Annotated in this window: 14 protein-coding genes; 3 read left to right on the forward strand and 11 right to left on the reverse strand. The window is 72.0% G+C overall.

Annotated elements, in window-relative coordinates; all coding sequences use genetic code 11:
• Window positions 1–8 precede the first annotated feature (8 nt).
• The 3 genes from ACIP89_RS27145 to ACIP89_RS27155 are packed head-to-tail and all read right to left on the reverse strand — an operon-like array spanning window position 9 to window position 2078.
• Window positions 9–314, reverse strand: a complete 306-nt coding sequence (locus ACIP89_RS27145; protein WP_401931103.1) for an AzlD domain-containing protein — start codon at window positions 312–314, stop codon at window positions 9–11.
• Complete coding sequence (locus ACIP89_RS27150) at window positions 311–1204, reverse strand: AzlC family ABC transporter permease (protein WP_402117222.1); 894 nt, start codon at window positions 1202–1204, stop codon at window positions 311–313. The genes ACIP89_RS27145 and ACIP89_RS27150 overlap by 4 nt, the downstream gene beginning before the upstream one ends.
• Window positions 1205–1214: 10 nt before the next feature.
• Entirely contained in the window at window positions 1215–2078 is an 864-nt protein-coding gene (locus ACIP89_RS27155) for a helix-turn-helix domain-containing protein (protein WP_402117224.1), read from the reverse strand.
• A 56-nt stretch (window positions 2079–2134) separates the two neighbouring features.
• Between ACIP89_RS27155 and ACIP89_RS27160 the strand changes: the two genes are divergently transcribed.
• The 3 genes from ACIP89_RS27160 to ACIP89_RS27170 all read left to right on the forward strand — a co-directional run bounded on the left by ACIP89_RS27160 (window position 2135) and on the right by ACIP89_RS27170 (window position 8577).
• Entirely contained in the window at window positions 2135–6808 is a 4674-nt protein-coding gene (locus ACIP89_RS27160) for a DEAD/DEAH box helicase (protein ID WP_402117226.1), read from the forward strand.
• A gap of 116 nt (window positions 6809–6924) precedes the next feature.
• Complete coding sequence (locus ACIP89_RS27165) at window positions 6925–7776, forward strand: DNA-formamidopyrimidine glycosylase family protein (protein WP_402117227.1); 852 nt, start codon at window positions 6925–6927, stop codon at window positions 7774–7776.
• Window positions 7777–7812: 36 nt separating this feature from the next.
• Window positions 7813–8577: an SDR family NAD(P)-dependent oxidoreductase gene (locus tag ACIP89_RS27170; RefSeq protein ID WP_402117229.1), complete on the forward strand. Its 765-nt coding sequence runs from the start codon at window positions 7813–7815 to the stop codon at window positions 8575–8577.
• Here ACIP89_RS27170 and ACIP89_RS27175 read toward each other — a convergent pair.
• The 8 genes from ACIP89_RS27175 to ACIP89_RS27210 form a co-directional block, all read right to left on the reverse strand.
• The gene (locus tag ACIP89_RS27175) at window positions 8525–8824 is read right to left on the reverse strand and encodes a hypothetical protein (RefSeq protein WP_402117231.1); all 300 of its coding nucleotides are present in this window, start codon (window positions 8822–8824) and stop codon (window positions 8525–8527) included. The two genes, ACIP89_RS27170 and ACIP89_RS27175, sit on opposite strands and share 53 nt — an antisense overlap.
• Window positions 8825–9113: 289 nt before the next feature.
• A complete protein-coding gene (locus tag ACIP89_RS27180; RefSeq protein ID WP_401931086.1) occupies window positions 9114–9308 on the reverse strand; it encodes a CsbD family protein in 195 nt (64 codons plus the stop codon).
• 42 nt (window positions 9309–9350) lie between these two features.
• Window positions 9351–9821, reverse strand: a complete 471-nt coding sequence (locus ACIP89_RS27185) for a Dps family protein (protein WP_401931083.1) — start codon at window positions 9819–9821, stop codon at window positions 9351–9353.
• A 208-nt stretch (window positions 9822–10029) separates the two neighbouring features.
• Complete coding sequence (locus ACIP89_RS27190) at window positions 10030–10413, reverse strand: helix-turn-helix domain-containing protein (protein WP_024492760.1); 384 nt, start codon at window positions 10411–10413, stop codon at window positions 10030–10032.
• A gap of 109 nt (window positions 10414–10522) precedes the next feature.
• Window positions 10523–11032 (reverse strand): CinA family protein, encoded by a 510-nt coding sequence (locus ACIP89_RS27195; RefSeq protein WP_401931081.1) that lies wholly within the window; start codon window positions 11030–11032, stop codon window positions 10523–10525.
• Complete coding sequence (gene pgsA, locus ACIP89_RS27200; protein WP_402117232.1) at window positions 11029–11811, reverse strand: CDP-diacylglycerol--glycerol-3-phosphate 3-phosphatidyltransferase; 783 nt, start codon at window positions 11809–11811, stop codon at window positions 11029–11031. Before pgsA ends, ACIP89_RS27195 begins: the two co-directional genes overlap by 4 nt.
• On the reverse strand, window positions 11808–13286 hold the full coding sequence (gene rimO / locus ACIP89_RS27205) for a 30S ribosomal protein S12 methylthiotransferase RimO (protein WP_401931133.1): 1479 nt from the start codon (window positions 13284–13286) through the stop codon (window positions 11808–11810). The genes pgsA and rimO overlap by 4 nt, the downstream gene beginning before the upstream one ends.
• A 131-nt stretch (window positions 13287–13417) precedes the next feature.
• Window positions 13418–14218 (reverse strand): helix-turn-helix domain-containing protein, encoded by an 801-nt coding sequence (locus ACIP89_RS27210; protein WP_401931071.1) that lies wholly within the window; start codon window positions 14216–14218, stop codon window positions 13418–13420.
• Window positions 14219–14419 lie beyond the last annotated feature (201 nt).

Below are 14419 nucleotides of genomic sequence, written 5' to 3' on the forward strand. Positions count from 1 at the left end.
GCGGCTGGTCAGCCGAGGGCGCGCACCGCGGCGGTGACGGCCACGGCAGCGCCCACCACCACGAGGAAGGGTGCGCGCAGGACGAGCGCGAGCGCCGCCGCGGCGAGCCCCGCGCCCCTGGCGTCCAGCGCCAGGTGCTGTCCGTCACCGAAGGTCTGCTGCGCGGTCAGGGCGGCCAGGAGTGCCACCGGCAGCAGCGCGGCGAGGCGCTGCACCATGGGGCGCTCCAGGGCTCCGGCGGGCACCAGGAGGCCGAGGAGCTTGGCGAGGTAGCAGCCGACCGCGGTGAGTGCGATGGCGATCCAGACGTTCATCGGCCGTCCTCCGGCGTGGTCGGGCGCGAACCCTTCGCGCTCTCTGCGTGCGGCGCGTTCCCGGCGGGCCGGGCGCCCTGGGCGTTCCGAGGTGCCGGGCCCTTGTCGCGTCCCCTCATAGAGCCCTTGCCGCGTCCCTTCATAAAGAGGACGACGGGCGCCGCGAGCGCGGAGACCAGTACGGGCACCCCTGCGGGCAGGAGCGGCAGCAGACCGAGGACGAGGACGACCGCGAGCCCGGCGGTGACGCGCTCCGTCGTGGTCTTCAGCATCGGCGCGAGCAGGGCCAGGAAGACGGCGGGGCTGGCCGCGTCCAGCCCCCAGGCGTCGGTGTCGCCGAGTGCCTCGGCGCCCAGGGCGCCGACCAGCGTGGTGAGGTTCCACAGCACGTAGAGCGTGAGCCCGGTGACGGTGAAGCCGATCCGGGCGGCGCGCCGGGTGGGCTGGGGCAGGGTCACGGCCGTCGTCTCGTCGATCACCCAGTGGGCTGCGAAGGGGCGCACGGCGCGCGGGAGGGCGAGCAGCTGCGAGAGCCGCAGGCCGTAGAACGAGTTGCGCACTCCGAGGAAGAAGGCGCCGGCCGCCGCGGTGTACGGGTTTCCGCCCGCTGCGAGCGCCCCCACCAGGGCGAACTGGGAGGCGCCGGTGAACACGAGGAGGCTGAGCGCGCAGGTCTGCAGCAGGCTCAGTCCGGAGCCGGCCGAGGTGACGCCGAAGGCGAAGCCGGAGAGTCCGACGGCTACGCCGACGCCGAGCGCGTCCCGTACGACGGCCGCGTCCGGTTTGGCGCCGGCGGTGATCACACTGCCGCCAACGATCGCACCGGAATCGGCGAGCGCACCGGCGTCGGCCGGTTCACCGGCTCGTTGAGGTGTTGTCTGTTCTGCCACGTTCGGCAAGCTACCCGGGCGGTTCCGGGCCGGTCTTGTACGTTCTTGCACGTTCGCGCTGGTAGGCGCCCGGTGGCACGCCCACGATCCGGGTGAAGTGACGGTTGAGATGCGGCTGGTCGGTGAAGCCGACCTCGGCGGCCGCCACCGCCGGCGGCGTGCCCGCGTCGAGCATCCGGCGGGCCCGGCGGACCCGGGCGTCGGTGAGCCAGGTGTGCGGTGGCATTCCGTACTGCTTCTTGAAGGCTCTCAGCAGTGCGAACGGGCTGGTGCCGAGCTCGGTGGCCAGTGCCTCCAGGGTGGGTGGCCCGGCCATCCTGCTCTCCAGCACGGTGCGGGCGCGTTCCGCGTCCCGCGCCCCCGCCGCCCGGGGCTCGAACGCGGAAAGAACGCTGCCGTGCCGGGTGAGCAGGCGTGTGACGAGGACTCGCAGCACGCTGTCCGCCGCCAGCGCGTTGCCCTCCTCCGCCGCCCGGTGGACCGCGCCGATCAGCCGGGCCGCGTGCGGATCGCTCACGCGGGTCTCCGTGAAGCCGACCGTGCCGCGCAGGCGCGTCGTGTCGGCCGCGATGTCGCTGATCACCTGTGCGGACGGGTAGAGCGTGGCGTACACCCAGCCCTCGGGAACACCGGCCCTGGCGGTGTGCGGCACCTCCGGATTGATCATCACGACGGAGCCGGGGTCCGCGTGGACGGTGCCGCCGGGCAGGGCGACGTCCTCGATGCCCTGGCTGACGGCGCCGAAGACATAGCCCTCATGGCTGTGACGCGGGAAGGTGTGGCGGACGTAGCGGGCCCGCAGCAGGTCGAGCTCCGGCAGTTCCTCGTACTGCCAGTGCCTCGCCCACTCGCCCGGTCCCGCGACTCCCGCCATACCCGGATTCTCGCAGCTCGCGGCCGTTGTCAGTGGCTGGGTGCACGATGGGGAGCATGACCGGCTCCGCACTCGATTCGTTCTCCGCCGCGACCCGCAGTTGGTTCACGGGAGCCTTCAGCGCACCCACGGCCGCGCAGGAGGGCGCCTGGCGGGCGATCGGTGAGGGCTCTGACGTACTGGTCGTCGCGCCGACCGGATCGGGCAAGACCCTGGCGGCCTTCCTCGCCGCTCTGGACCAGCTGACGGCGGCCCCGCCGCCCGCGGAGGCGAGGAAACGCTGCCGGGTGCTGTACGTGTCGCCGCTCAAGGCCCTCGCGGTCGATGTGGAACGCAACCTCCGCTCCCCGCTCACCGGCATCCGCCAGGAGTCGGTGCGCCTCGGACTGCCCGAGCCCGAGGTACGGGTCGGCATCCGCTCGGGCGACACCCCGCCCGCCGAGCGCCGGTCCATGGCGACCAGGCCGCCGGACATCCTGATCACCACACCCGAGTCCCTGTTCCTGATGCTGACCTCCTCGGCCCGGGAGGCGCTGGCCGGGATCGAGACGGTGATCCTGGACGAGGTGCACGCCGTCGCGGGCACCAAGCGCGGCGCGCACCTGGCCCTGTCGCTGGAGCGTCTCGACGAGCTGCTGCCACGGCCGGCCCGCCGGATCGGCCTGTCCGCCACGGTCCGTCCGGTCGACGAAGTGGCGCGGTTCCTCTCCCCGCAGCGGAGAGTGGAGATCGTCCAGCCGCCGTCCACCAAGCAGTTCGATCTGTCGGTCGTCGTACCGGTCGAGGATCTGGGCGAGCTGGGCGGCTCCCCCGCGGCCGGCCCGGACACCGCGGACCAGGCGGACAAGCCGTCGATCTGGCCGCATGTGGAGGAGCGGATCGCCGATCTCGTCCAGGCGCACCGCTCCACCATCGTGTTCGCCAACTCCCGCCGGCTCGCCGAGCGGCTCTGCAACCGGCTCAACGAGATCGCGTACGAGCGGGCCACCGGCGAGACGATGCCGGAGGCCCACTCACCCGCCGAGATCATGGCCGAGTCGGGTGCCGCGAAGGGCGCACCCGCCCTCCTTGCCCGTGCGCACCACGGATCGGTCTCCAAGGAGCAGCGGGCCCAGGTCGAGGAGGACCTCAAGGCGGGACGACTGCCCGCCGTGGTCGCCACCTCCAGCCTGGAGCTCGGGATCGACATGGGCGCGGTCGACCTGGTGATCCAGGTCGAGTCACCGCCTTCGGTCGCCTCCGGGCTGCAGCGGGTGGGCCGGGCCGGACACCAGGTGGGCGCGGTCTCCACCGGAGTCGTCTTCCCGAAGTACCGCGGTGACCTGGTGCAGGCCGCGGTGGTCACCGAGCGGATGCGGGAAGGGGCCATCGAGGCGCTGCGGATCCCGTCCAATCCGCTGGACGTGCTGGCCCAGCAACTGGTCGCGATGGTCGCTCTGGACAGCTGGCAGGTGGACGACCTGCTGGCCGTGGCCCGCCGGGCGGCGCCCTTCGCCTCGCTTCCCGAGTCGGCGTTCACCTCCGTCCTGGACATGCTGGCCGGCCGCTATCCGTCCGACGCCTTCGCGGAGCTGCGCCCGCGCGTGGTCTGGGACCGCGTCGCGGGCACGGTCACCGGCCGTCCCGGCGCCCAGCGGCTCGCCGTCACCTCCGGTGGCACCATCCCCGACCGCGGGCTCTTCGGGGTCTTCCTGGCGGGCGCCGACCCGAAGAAGGGCGGCGGCCGGGTCGGCGAGCTGGACGAGGAGATGGTCTACGAGTCCCGGGTGGGAGACGTCTTCACGCTGGGCACCACGTCCTGGCGGATCGAGGACATCACCCGCGACCGGGTCCTGGTGTCGCCCGCCCCCGGCGTCCCCGGACGGCTGCCGTTCTGGAAGGGCGACCAGCTGGGCCGCCCGCTGGAGCTGGGCCGGGCCCTCGGCGCCTTCCTCCGCGAGCTCGGCGGGCTGTCGCCCGGGGACGCCCGCGAAAGACTGCTGGCCGCCGGTCTGGACACCTGGGCCGTGGACAACGTGCTGGCGTACATCGACGAACAGCGCCGGGCCTGCGGCCACGTACCGGACGACCGGACGATCCTCGTCGAACGTTTCCGCGACGAGCTGGGCGACTGGCGCGTCGTCGTGCACTCACCGTTCGGCGCCCAGGTGCACGCCCCCTGGGCGCTCGCGCTCAGCGCCCGCCTGGCCGAGCGGTACGGCATGGACGCCCAGGTCATGCACGCCGACGACGGCATCGTCCTCAGGCTGCCGGACGCCGACATGATGGGCCTGGACCTCCTGGACTTCGACCCGGTGGACCAGGACCGGGCGTCCGAGTCCGGCGGCGGGGCGGCCCTTCCGGCGCCGAACGCCGCCCACGACAGCGATCAGCCCCCGGTCGGCGCCGCCGACGTCGCCTTCGACCAGGGCGAGATCGGGCAGATCGTCACCGACCAGGTCGGCGGTTCCGCCCTGTTCGCCTCGCGGTTCCGCGAGTGCGCGGCACGGGCCCTGCTGCTCCCCCGGCGCAGCCCCGGCAAGCGCACGCCGTTGTGGCAGCAGCGGCAGCGGGCCGCCCAGCTCCTCCAGGTCGCCTCCGAGTTCGGCTCGTTCCCCATCGTCCTCGAAGCGGTCCGCGAATGCCTTCAGGACGTCTTCGACGTCCCCGGGCTCACGGAAGTGATGGGCGATCTGGAAGCCCGCCGGATCCGCCTGGTCGAGGTGACGACCCAGGAGCCCTCCCCGTTCGCGCGCTCACTCCTGTTCGGCTACGTCGCACAGTTCCTGTACGAGGGCGACTCACCCCTCGCCGAGCGGCGGGCCGCCGCGCTCTCCCTCGACTCCCACCTGCTGGCCGAGCTGCTGGGCCAGGCCGAGCTGCGCGAGCTGCTGGACGCGGACGTCCTGACCGAGCTGGAGCGGGAGCTCCAGTGGCTGGCCGAGGACCGCCGGATCAAGGACATCGAGGGCGTCGCCGACCTGCTGCGGGTCCTCGGACCGCTCACCACCGCCGAGCTGACCGAGCGCGGGGCGAAAGCCCCGTGGGCGCAGGAGCTGTCGTCGGCCCGCCGCGCCATCCGGGTCCGGATCGGTGGTGACGAGCACTGGGCGGCGATCGAGGACGCGGGCCGGTTGCGCGACGCGCTGGGCACGGCGCTCCCCGTCGGCGTCCCGGAGGCGTTCACCGAACCGGTGAAGGACCCTCTCGGTGACCTCCTCGCCCGCTACGCCCGTACGCACGGCCCGTTCACCTCCACCGCCGCGGCGGCCAGGTTCGGCCTCGGCACCGCGGTCACGGACGGTGCGCTGCAACGCCTCGCGGCCTCCGGCCGGATCGTCCAGGGAGAGTTCCATCCCACCGGCATCGGCCAGGAGTGGTGCGACGCCACGGTGCTGCGCCGGCTGCGGCGCCGCTCGCTCGCCGCGCTCCGCCATGAGCTGGAGCCGGTCCCGCCCGCCGCCCTCGCGGGCTTCCTGCCCCAGTGGCAGCACCTCGGCAGCAACAGCCTGCGCGGAGTCGACGGACTGGCCCGCGCCATCGAGCAGTTGCAGGGCGCTCCGGTCCCCGCGTCGGCCCTGGAGAAGCTGGTCCTGCCCGGCCGCGTCACCGGCTACTCCCCCGCGCTCCTGGACGAACTCACCACCACCGGCGAGGTCGTGTGGGCCGGTGCGGGCGCCCTCCCCGGCAAGGACGGCTGGCTCTCCCTCTACCTGGCCGACAGCGCGCCCCTGCTGCTGGCTCCCCCGCGCCCGCTCGAACTCAGCGCGCTGCACGAATCCGTACTCACCGCCCTCACCGGCGGGTACGGGCTCTTCTTCCGCCAGATCGCCGACCAGGTCCGGGCCACCACGCACCCGGACTGCACCGATCCGCAGCTGGCGGACGCCCTCTGGGACCTCACCTGGTCGGGCCGGCTCACCAACGACACGCTCGCACCGCTGCGCTCCCTCCTGGGCTCGGGCCGAACCGCCGGGTCGACCGCGCACCGCGCCAGACGGAACGTCCCGCGCGGCCGTTACGGCTCGCTGACGGCCGCGTCCCGCCCCGCCTCGCGCAGCGGCCCGCCCACGGTCTCGGGCCGCTGGTCCCTGCTGCCCGCCGCCGAACCCGAACCCACCCACCGGGCCCACGCGCTGGCCCGCACCCTGCTGGACCGGCACGGGGTGGTGACGCGCGGCGCGGTCCAGGCCGAGGGCGTCGAGGGCGGGTTCTCCGCCGCGTACCGCGTGCTGGCGGCCTTCGAGGACAACGGGCAGGCCCGTCGCGGCTATGTCGTGGAGGGGCTGGGGGCCGCACAGTTCGCGATGGACGGCGCGGTGGACCGGCTGCGCGCGGCCTCCACCGCCCGCGACCGCAGGGAGCCGGGCCTGGCCCCCACCGCCCTGGTCCTCGCGGCGGCCGACCCGGCCAATGCCTACGGGGCGGCGCTGCCCTGGCCGGAGCCGCCGGACGGGGCCGGGCACAAGCCCGGCCGCAAGGCCGGCTCCCTGGTGGTCCTGGTCGACGGCGAGCTGACGCTGTACATGGAGCGCGGCGGGAAGACGCTGCTTGCCTGGCCGACCGATCCGGAGGACCCCGCGCTGCGGGCGGCCGCCGCCGCCCTGGCCGCGGCGGCCCGTGCCGGAGCCCTCGGCACGGTGACGGTGGAGCGCACCAACGGCGTCTCGGCACTGACCTCACCGCTGGGCCGCACGCTGGAGGCGGCGGGCTTCCTCGCCACCCCGAGGGGCCTGCGCCTGCGCGCGTGACCCGGCACGCGCACGCGCTCGTCCCCCGCCCACGCACCGCGCGTCCCCCGCATCCCCCGCATCCCCCGCATCCCCCGCATCCCCCGCATCCCCCGCATCCCCCGCATCATGGAGGCATGCCCGAAGGAGACACCGTCCTGCAGACCGCCAGGCGTCTGCACCAGGCACTCGCAGGCCAGGTCCTCACCCGGTCCGACCTGCGCGTCCCTCGCTTCGCCACCGCCGACCTCACCGGCCGGACCGTGCTCGAAGCCATCTCGCGCGGCAAGCATCTGCTGACCCGTTTCGAGGGCGGCCTGACCCTCCACAGCCATCTGCGGATGGACGGCGCCTGGCGGATCTACGGCCCCGACGAGCGCTGGCGCGGCGGCCCCGCACACCAGATCCGCGCCGTCCTCGCCAACACCGCGCACACGGCCGTCGGCTACCGCCTGCCGGTCCTGGAGCTCCTGCGCACCGCGGACGAGGAGCAGGCGGTCGGCCATCTCGGCCCCGACCTCCTGGGACCCGACTGGGACGCCGGCAAGGCGCTGCGCAATCTGCTCGCGGAGCCGGCCCGCCCGCTCGGTGAGGCCCTCCTGGACCAGCGCAACCTGGCCGGCATCGGCAACGTCTACAAGGCCGAGCTGTGCTTTCTGGCCCGTGCCACCCCATGGCTCCCCATCGGTGACCTGCCCGCCGCCACGGCCCCCCTTCTGGTGAGCACCGCCCACCAGCTCCTCGAAGCCAACCGCGACCGTCCCATCCGTATCACCACCGTCGGCGCGCGCCCCCCGACCACCACCGGCGCACGTCCACGCACCGCCACCCGCCGGCCGTTCCCCACCGGCCGTCCGAGCGAGAACCTCTGGGTCTACGGCAGAACCCACCGCCCCTGCCTGCGCTGCGGGACACCGATCCGTAAGGCGGAGCAGGACGCCAGGCCCGCCTACTGGTGTCCGCACTGCCAATCCGGCCCCACCGCCTAGTTGACGGGCCGTCAGATCCGGTCGTACGGTCCGGTCATGCCCCTTGCCGCGTACGACCTCACCGGCCGATCCGCGTTCGTCACCGGCGCGGCGGGCGGCATCGGCCGCGCCTGCGCCGTTCTGCTCTCGGAGGCGGGCGCCACCGTCCACTGCGCGGATCTCGACACCGAGGGCCTCCAGGAGACCCTGGAACTGATCACCGCGGCGGACGGCGAAGCCCACACGTACCCGCTGGATGTCACGGACCGCAATCAGGTCCGGGCCGCTGTCGCGGCCGCCGGAGATCTCGACATCCTGGCCGCCGTCGCCGGGATCATGCACACCAGCAGCGTCCTGGAGACCGCCGACGAGGACCTCGACCGCGTGCACTCGGTCAACTTCAAGGGCGTGCTGTACGCCTGCCAGGAAGTGGCCCGCACCATGCTCGCCCGCGAGGCCCCCGGTTCCCTGATCACCATGGCCTCGGGTGCGGTCGACTCCGCGAGCCCGGGGCTGCTCTGCTACAGCACGGCCAAAGCGGCGGTGGTCCAGCTGACCAAGACCCTGGCGACCGAACTGGGGCCGCACGCCATCCGGGTCAACTCCGTCGCGCCGGGCTGGGTCCGCACCCCCATGACCGCCCGCCACGACGCGGAGCAGCAGCACCGGGCCGAGGCCACCATGGCGCGGATCTCGCCGCTGGGCAGGGTCGGGGACCCCATGGACGTGGCGCACACGGTGCTGCACCTGGCGTCCGACGCCTCGGCCTTCATGACGGGGCAGATCCTCCGCCCGAACGGCGGCGTCGCCATGCCCTGGTAGCCGCCGCGCCGGCCCACCAGGACCGCGCCCCCGCGGCACACCGCCGCAGCAGGCCAGTGCCCGCGTCGAATATCCCGGTCGGCCGGGCGGTCGCGGCCACATGCACCGGCAGGAGGCTCAGCCCCCAGCCGCCCGCCGCCACCGCTCCCTCGACCACCCCGGCGTGCGCGGGCTCCAATATCAGCCGCAGCACGGCCCACCACCACACAGCGCCGAGAACGAGCGCCGGCACCCATCGCCGTACCATGGCTGCCTCCTCCGGCCGAACCCAGTACCTCACGGCAATATGTCCGGCCTGATCACTCAGTGGGAGAGCGCACCGGTGCAGTACCGGCGCGCACGGCGCAGGCGCACACCCTCGCAGTCTCACCCGGCTCCGCCGGGGCCGCATCCAGAGCGGAGCCCCCACCGTCTCCGGTGGGGGCTCCGCTTCCACGCACAGGCCCTGAGGCCTCTCACACCCCGGGCACAGACCTCTCAGGCCCCAGGCACAGCCTCAAGCACAGGCTCAGGTCTCACGCGCCTCGGGCCTCACGTCAGCGCTTGTCGTTGTCGGTCAGGGAGTCCTTGACGCCCTCGGCGTGCTCCTTGGCACCGCCCACGGCACCCTTGGCCTTGCCCTTCGCCTGGTCCGCCTTGCCCTCGGCTTCCTTGCGGCGGTCACCGGTCATCTTGCCCATGGCCTCCTTGGCCTTGCCGGTGATCTTGTCCTTCGTGCCGTCGTCAGTCATGGCTACTCCTCGTTCAGAAGGGGCAAAATGGGGGGCGTGGACTCAGGCGCTCTCGGCCTGGAACATCCACGCGTGCTTTTCGAGATCAGCGGTCAGCGTGATCAGGATGTCCTGGCTGACCGGGTCGGGCTCGCCGGTCACCTCGATCCGCTCGCGCATCCGGCCGATGACCACACCGAGGGCGTCGACCAGCGTGCGCACCGCGTCCACGTCCTTGACCCAGCCCTCGGGCACGGAGTCGATGGCCGTGGTCCGGGCGACCGTCCCCGACCGGCCATCCGGATTGACGCCGAGCGCGGAGGCCCGTTCGGCAACCGTGTCGGAGTGCTGGCGCGCGGTGTCCACGACCTCGTCGAGCTGGAGGTGCACAGACCTGAAGCGCGGCCCAACCACGTTCCAGTGGACCTGCTTCGCGACCAGCGAGAGGTCGACGAGGTCCACCAGGGCGCCCTGGAGCGCACCGCCGACAGACTTGAGGTCGGCCTCGGACAGCGGGCTCTTCACCACAGACATGCACATCTCCGATCTGTATCCGTTCCGTTCAGCACCACCCACGATGGCACAAACGAAGCGAAACGGTCATTCGGGGGAATCTCTGTACGAGATCGCTCCCCGGTCTCACAAAGACCGCATGCCCCCCATTACGCAGACAACACACAGAAACCCCGGTCCACCCTGTGAGGGGAGGACCGGGGCTCCGTTTCGCACCGAACCGAGCGGGTCAGGCGGCGACGACATCCACCGCTTCCGCAGGCGCCTTGATGGTCACCCGTCCCGTCGGCACACCCGCCACCGACGAAACAGAGACGGAATTGAGCCTGGGGCGCACCGGCACGGGTACCGGATCGCCGGCTGCTGCCGACTCGGCCAGTTCAGCCAGCGACAGATCATCGCTCACTTCACGCATGAGCTCGGACATCCGTACGTCAAGCGCGTCGCAAATGGCGGAGAGCAGTTCGGAGGATGCCTCCTTCTGCCCCCGCTCCACCTCGGAGAGATAGCCGAGCGAAACTCGGGCGGACGAGGAGACTTCGCGCAGAGTACGGCCTTGGCGCTGGCGCTGCCGACGCAGCACGTCACCAAGCAGGCGACGGAGCAGAATCATCGGTGGCTCCCTCCTCGGACCGCGTAGCCGCATCCTTCACGCCCCACCGTACCGCCTAGCGCCGCGGCCGTGCGGGGAGCGATGTCGTGTTCACTCAGGGCTGCAAACATCAATTCCCCCCGATCTGTTCCGTATCCTGTGCGCTCGCGTACCCGCCGAGTTCGCCGGAGAGCAGATCGAGCACGCTCCGTACACTCTCATTGCGGATGTCCGCTCGTCCGCCGTTCAACCTGAGTGTGGCCACTTTCGCCTCGCCGTCAGGCCCGCAGGCTGCGACGAAGACCGTTCCCACCGGCCGGCCGTCCTGCGGCTCGGGGCCCGCTACGCCGGTGGTGGCCAGGCCCCAGTCCGTGCCCAGGAACCGGCGTACGCCCGCCGCCATCTGGCGGGCCACTTCGGGATCCACCGCACCGCGTGACGCGAGAAGGGCCGGATCCACACCCAGGACTTCACTCTTGAGGGGGGTCGCATAGGCCGTCACGGACCCGCGGAAGGCGTGCGAGGCACCGGGTACGGACGTCAACTCCGCCGCGACGAGACCGCCGGTGAGCGACTCCGCCACGGCCAGGGTCTGGCCCCGCTCGACCAGCAGTCGCAGCACCCGGGCCGCGGCTGTCACCGCTCGGCCTCCGCCGCATCGCGGGCCCCCGAGGTCCCGGAGACCCGCTCAGGGCTCCCGGAGACCCGGTCCGCGCCCTCGCTGCTCCCGGGCGCCTCCACGGCCGCCTCGACGGCCTCCTGTGCCGCGGCCGACCGTTCCGCCGCGAGCCCCTGGCGACGCAGCACGATGGCCTGGCGCACGTAGTCCAGACCGGTGACGACCGTCAGCACGACGGCCACCGCCATCACCCAGAACCGCAGAGTGGCCAGCGGTCCGGTCAGCGCCAGGACGTACATCCCGACCGCCGTCCCCTGCGCGAGCGTCTTCATCTTCCCGCCGCGGCTGGCCGGGATCACCCCGTGGCGGATCACCCAGAACCGCAGCACGGTGATGCCGAGCTCGCGGAAGAGGATCACGCCCGTGACCCACCAGGGCAGATCGCCCAGGTAGGACAGGCAGACCAGCGCAGCGCCCATGATCGCCTTGTCCGCGATCGGGTCGGCGATCTTCCCGAAGTCGGTGACCAGGTTGTACGTACGGGCCAGATGCCCGTCGAACAGGTCGGTGATCATCGCGATGGCGAAGGCCGCCCAGGCGAAGGAGCGCCACGCCGGGTCGTATCCGCCGTTGTGGAGCAGCAGCATGACGAAGCCGGGGACCAGCACCAGCCGCGCCATGGTGAGGAGATTGGCGATGTTCCACAGGCTCGCCTGATTGACGGCCGCAGTGCCCAGCTTCCCGCCGCGGACCGGCGTAGCGCCGGAGCCCCCTGTCGCGGATGCCGGCGCTCCGGTCATCTGGCCACCTCCGCAAGCTCACGGCATTCCGCCACCAGGTCGACGCCCTCGGTGCCCACTGCCTCTGCCTCGACCATACGGCCCGGGACGAGTCCCTCGCGTGCGGTGAAGAGCACCTGGCCGTCCGTTTCCGGGGCCTGGTGCGCCGCGCGGCCCACGGCGCGGGATTCGTCCTCGGTCGCCTCGACCGACTCGACGAGCACCTGGAGCGTCTCCCCGACGCGTTCCTCGGCCCGCTGGGAGGTCAGCTCCTCGGCCAGTTGCGAGATGTGCGCGAGCCGTTCCGCGATGGTGTCGGCGTCCAGCTTGTTGCCGTAGCCGACCGCCTCCGTGCCGTCCTCGTCGGAGTAGCCGAAGACGCCGATGGCGTCGAGGCGCGCACCGGTGAGGAACCGTTCCAGCTCCGCCAGGTCCGCCTCGGTCTCACCGGGGAAGCCCACGATGAAGTTGGAGCGCGCGCCGGCGTGCGGCGCCTTGCTCCGGATGGTGTCCAGCAGTTCGAGGAAGCTGTCGGTGTCACCGAACCGGCGCATCGCCCGCAGCACACCGGGGGCGGAGTGCTGGAAGGAGAGGTCGAAGTAGGGCGCGACCTTCGGCGTGGAGGTCAGCACGTCGATCAGGCCGGGCCGCATCTCGGCGGGCTGCAGGTAGCTGACCCGGATGCGCTCGATCCCGTCGACGTCCGCGAGCTCCGGCAGCAGCGTCTCCAGCAGCCGGATGTCACCGAGGTCCTTGCCGTACGAGGTGTTGTTCTCGGAGACCAGCATGACCTCCTTCACCCCCTGCTCGGCCAGCCACCTGGTCTCGCCCAGGACGTCCGAGGGACGGCGCGAGATGAAGGAGCCGCGGAAGGACGGAATGGCGCAGAAGGAGCACCTGCGGTCGCAGCCGGAGGCCAGCTTCACCGAGGCGACCGGGCTGGTGCCGAGCCGGCGGCGCAGGGGCGCCCTGGGTCCGGAGAGCGGGGCGACACCCTCCGGGAGATCAGCGGGGGCCGGTTCGGCCTCCTGGGCGTGGCCGGGCAGGGCCACCACGGCGTCCTGGCGCTCGGCCGGGCTGATCGGCAGGAGCTTGCGGCGGTCGCGCGGGGTGTGGGAGGCGTGGATGCCACCGTTGAGGATGGTCTGGAGGCGGTCCGAGATGTCTGCGTAGTCGTCGAATCCGAGGACTCCGTCCGCTTCCGGCAGGGCCTCTGCGAGGTCCTTGCCGTAGCGCTCGGCCATACAGCCGACGGCGACGACGGCCTGGGTGCGGCCGTGGTCCTTCAGATCATTGGCTTCGAGCAGGGCATCGACGGAGTCCTTCTTGGCGGCCTCGACGAATCCACAGGTGTTGACCACGGCGACATCGGCATCGGAGGCATCCTCGACGAGCTCCCAGCCGTCCGCTGCCAAGCGGCCTGCGAGCTCCTCCGAGTCCACCTCGTTACGGGCGCAGCCAAGAGTGACAAGGGCGACGGTACGGCGTTCGGGCATGGGCTCAAGACTACTTTGTCCCGGCACTGGCCCCCGCGTGCAGGTTCCCCGGTCACAGGGAGTGACAAAGCGGCGAGCGCCCGGCGTGGTGGCCGGGCGCTCGCCGCTGTGCGTGAGCCGTGGAGTACGGGTCAGCCGACCTCGGGGTCACCCTTGGTGTACGAGAGCCGCTCGACCTGGCCGGGCTGGAACTGGTCCTCGACCTTCTTGCCGTTGACGAAGAGCTCGACAGAACCGGCGTCACCGAGGACGAGGTCGACCCGCTCCTTGTCCTGGAACGTCTTGGACTGGCCCTGCTGGAGCAGTCCGTCGAAGAGCAGCCGGCCGTTGTGGTCCTTGGCGGAGATCCAGCTCTTGCCCTGACTGGCGCTGAGCTTGACCGTCACCTTGTCCTGCGGCGCCGCCGCGATGGCGCTGTCGGAGGGGGCCGGCTTGGGATCGGCCGGCTTGCTGCTCGCCGGCTTGGGGGTGGTCTTGTCGGACGTCGGTCCCTCGGCGACCCGGCCGGCGGTCGAGGGCTCGTCACCGCCCTTGAAGAACGTGAAGCCGACGAACCCCACCACGGCGACGATGGCCGCGACCATGGCCGCGGTCCAGTTGGGCCGCCGGGGTTCGGAACGGATCCGCTCTGCTTCGAACAGCGGAGCCGCCGGGGTGGGCGAGGGACGGCCGCCGTGCTCGCTGTCGTACTGCGAGACCAGCGGTTCCGGATCGATGGAGACGGCACGTGCCAGCGTGCGGATGTGGCCGCGCGTGTACACGTCGCCGCCGCAGCGGGAGAAGTCGTCGTCCTCGATTGCGTGCACGATGGGGATGCGCACCCGGGTGGACGTGCTGACCTCTTCGACCGTGAGGCCTTCGGCGATTCGAGCCTGCTGGAGCACTCGACCGATCGAAGGCCGGTCGTCTTCGGGGGAGTTGCCGATGGACACGGGGGCGCCTTTCGAGCGTGAGCCACCTGCTGGATGTTCAGTCTAGGGGGGGTGGGAAAGGGTGGGGCAACCGGGAGGGAGCACTTTGTACGCCATCAGATTCGAACAGACTCCGATGCGCGGTATCGCCTCCCGGAAGGACACTCTGCTGTCCCTCCCTTCAACTTGACGTACGACCCGGCGAAACGGTTGCCCGCAAAA

The sequence above is a fragment of the Streptomyces sp. NPDC088730 genome (assembly GCF_044751215.1).
Classification (GTDB): domain Bacteria; phylum Actinomycetota; class Actinomycetes; order Streptomycetales; family Streptomycetaceae; genus Streptomyces.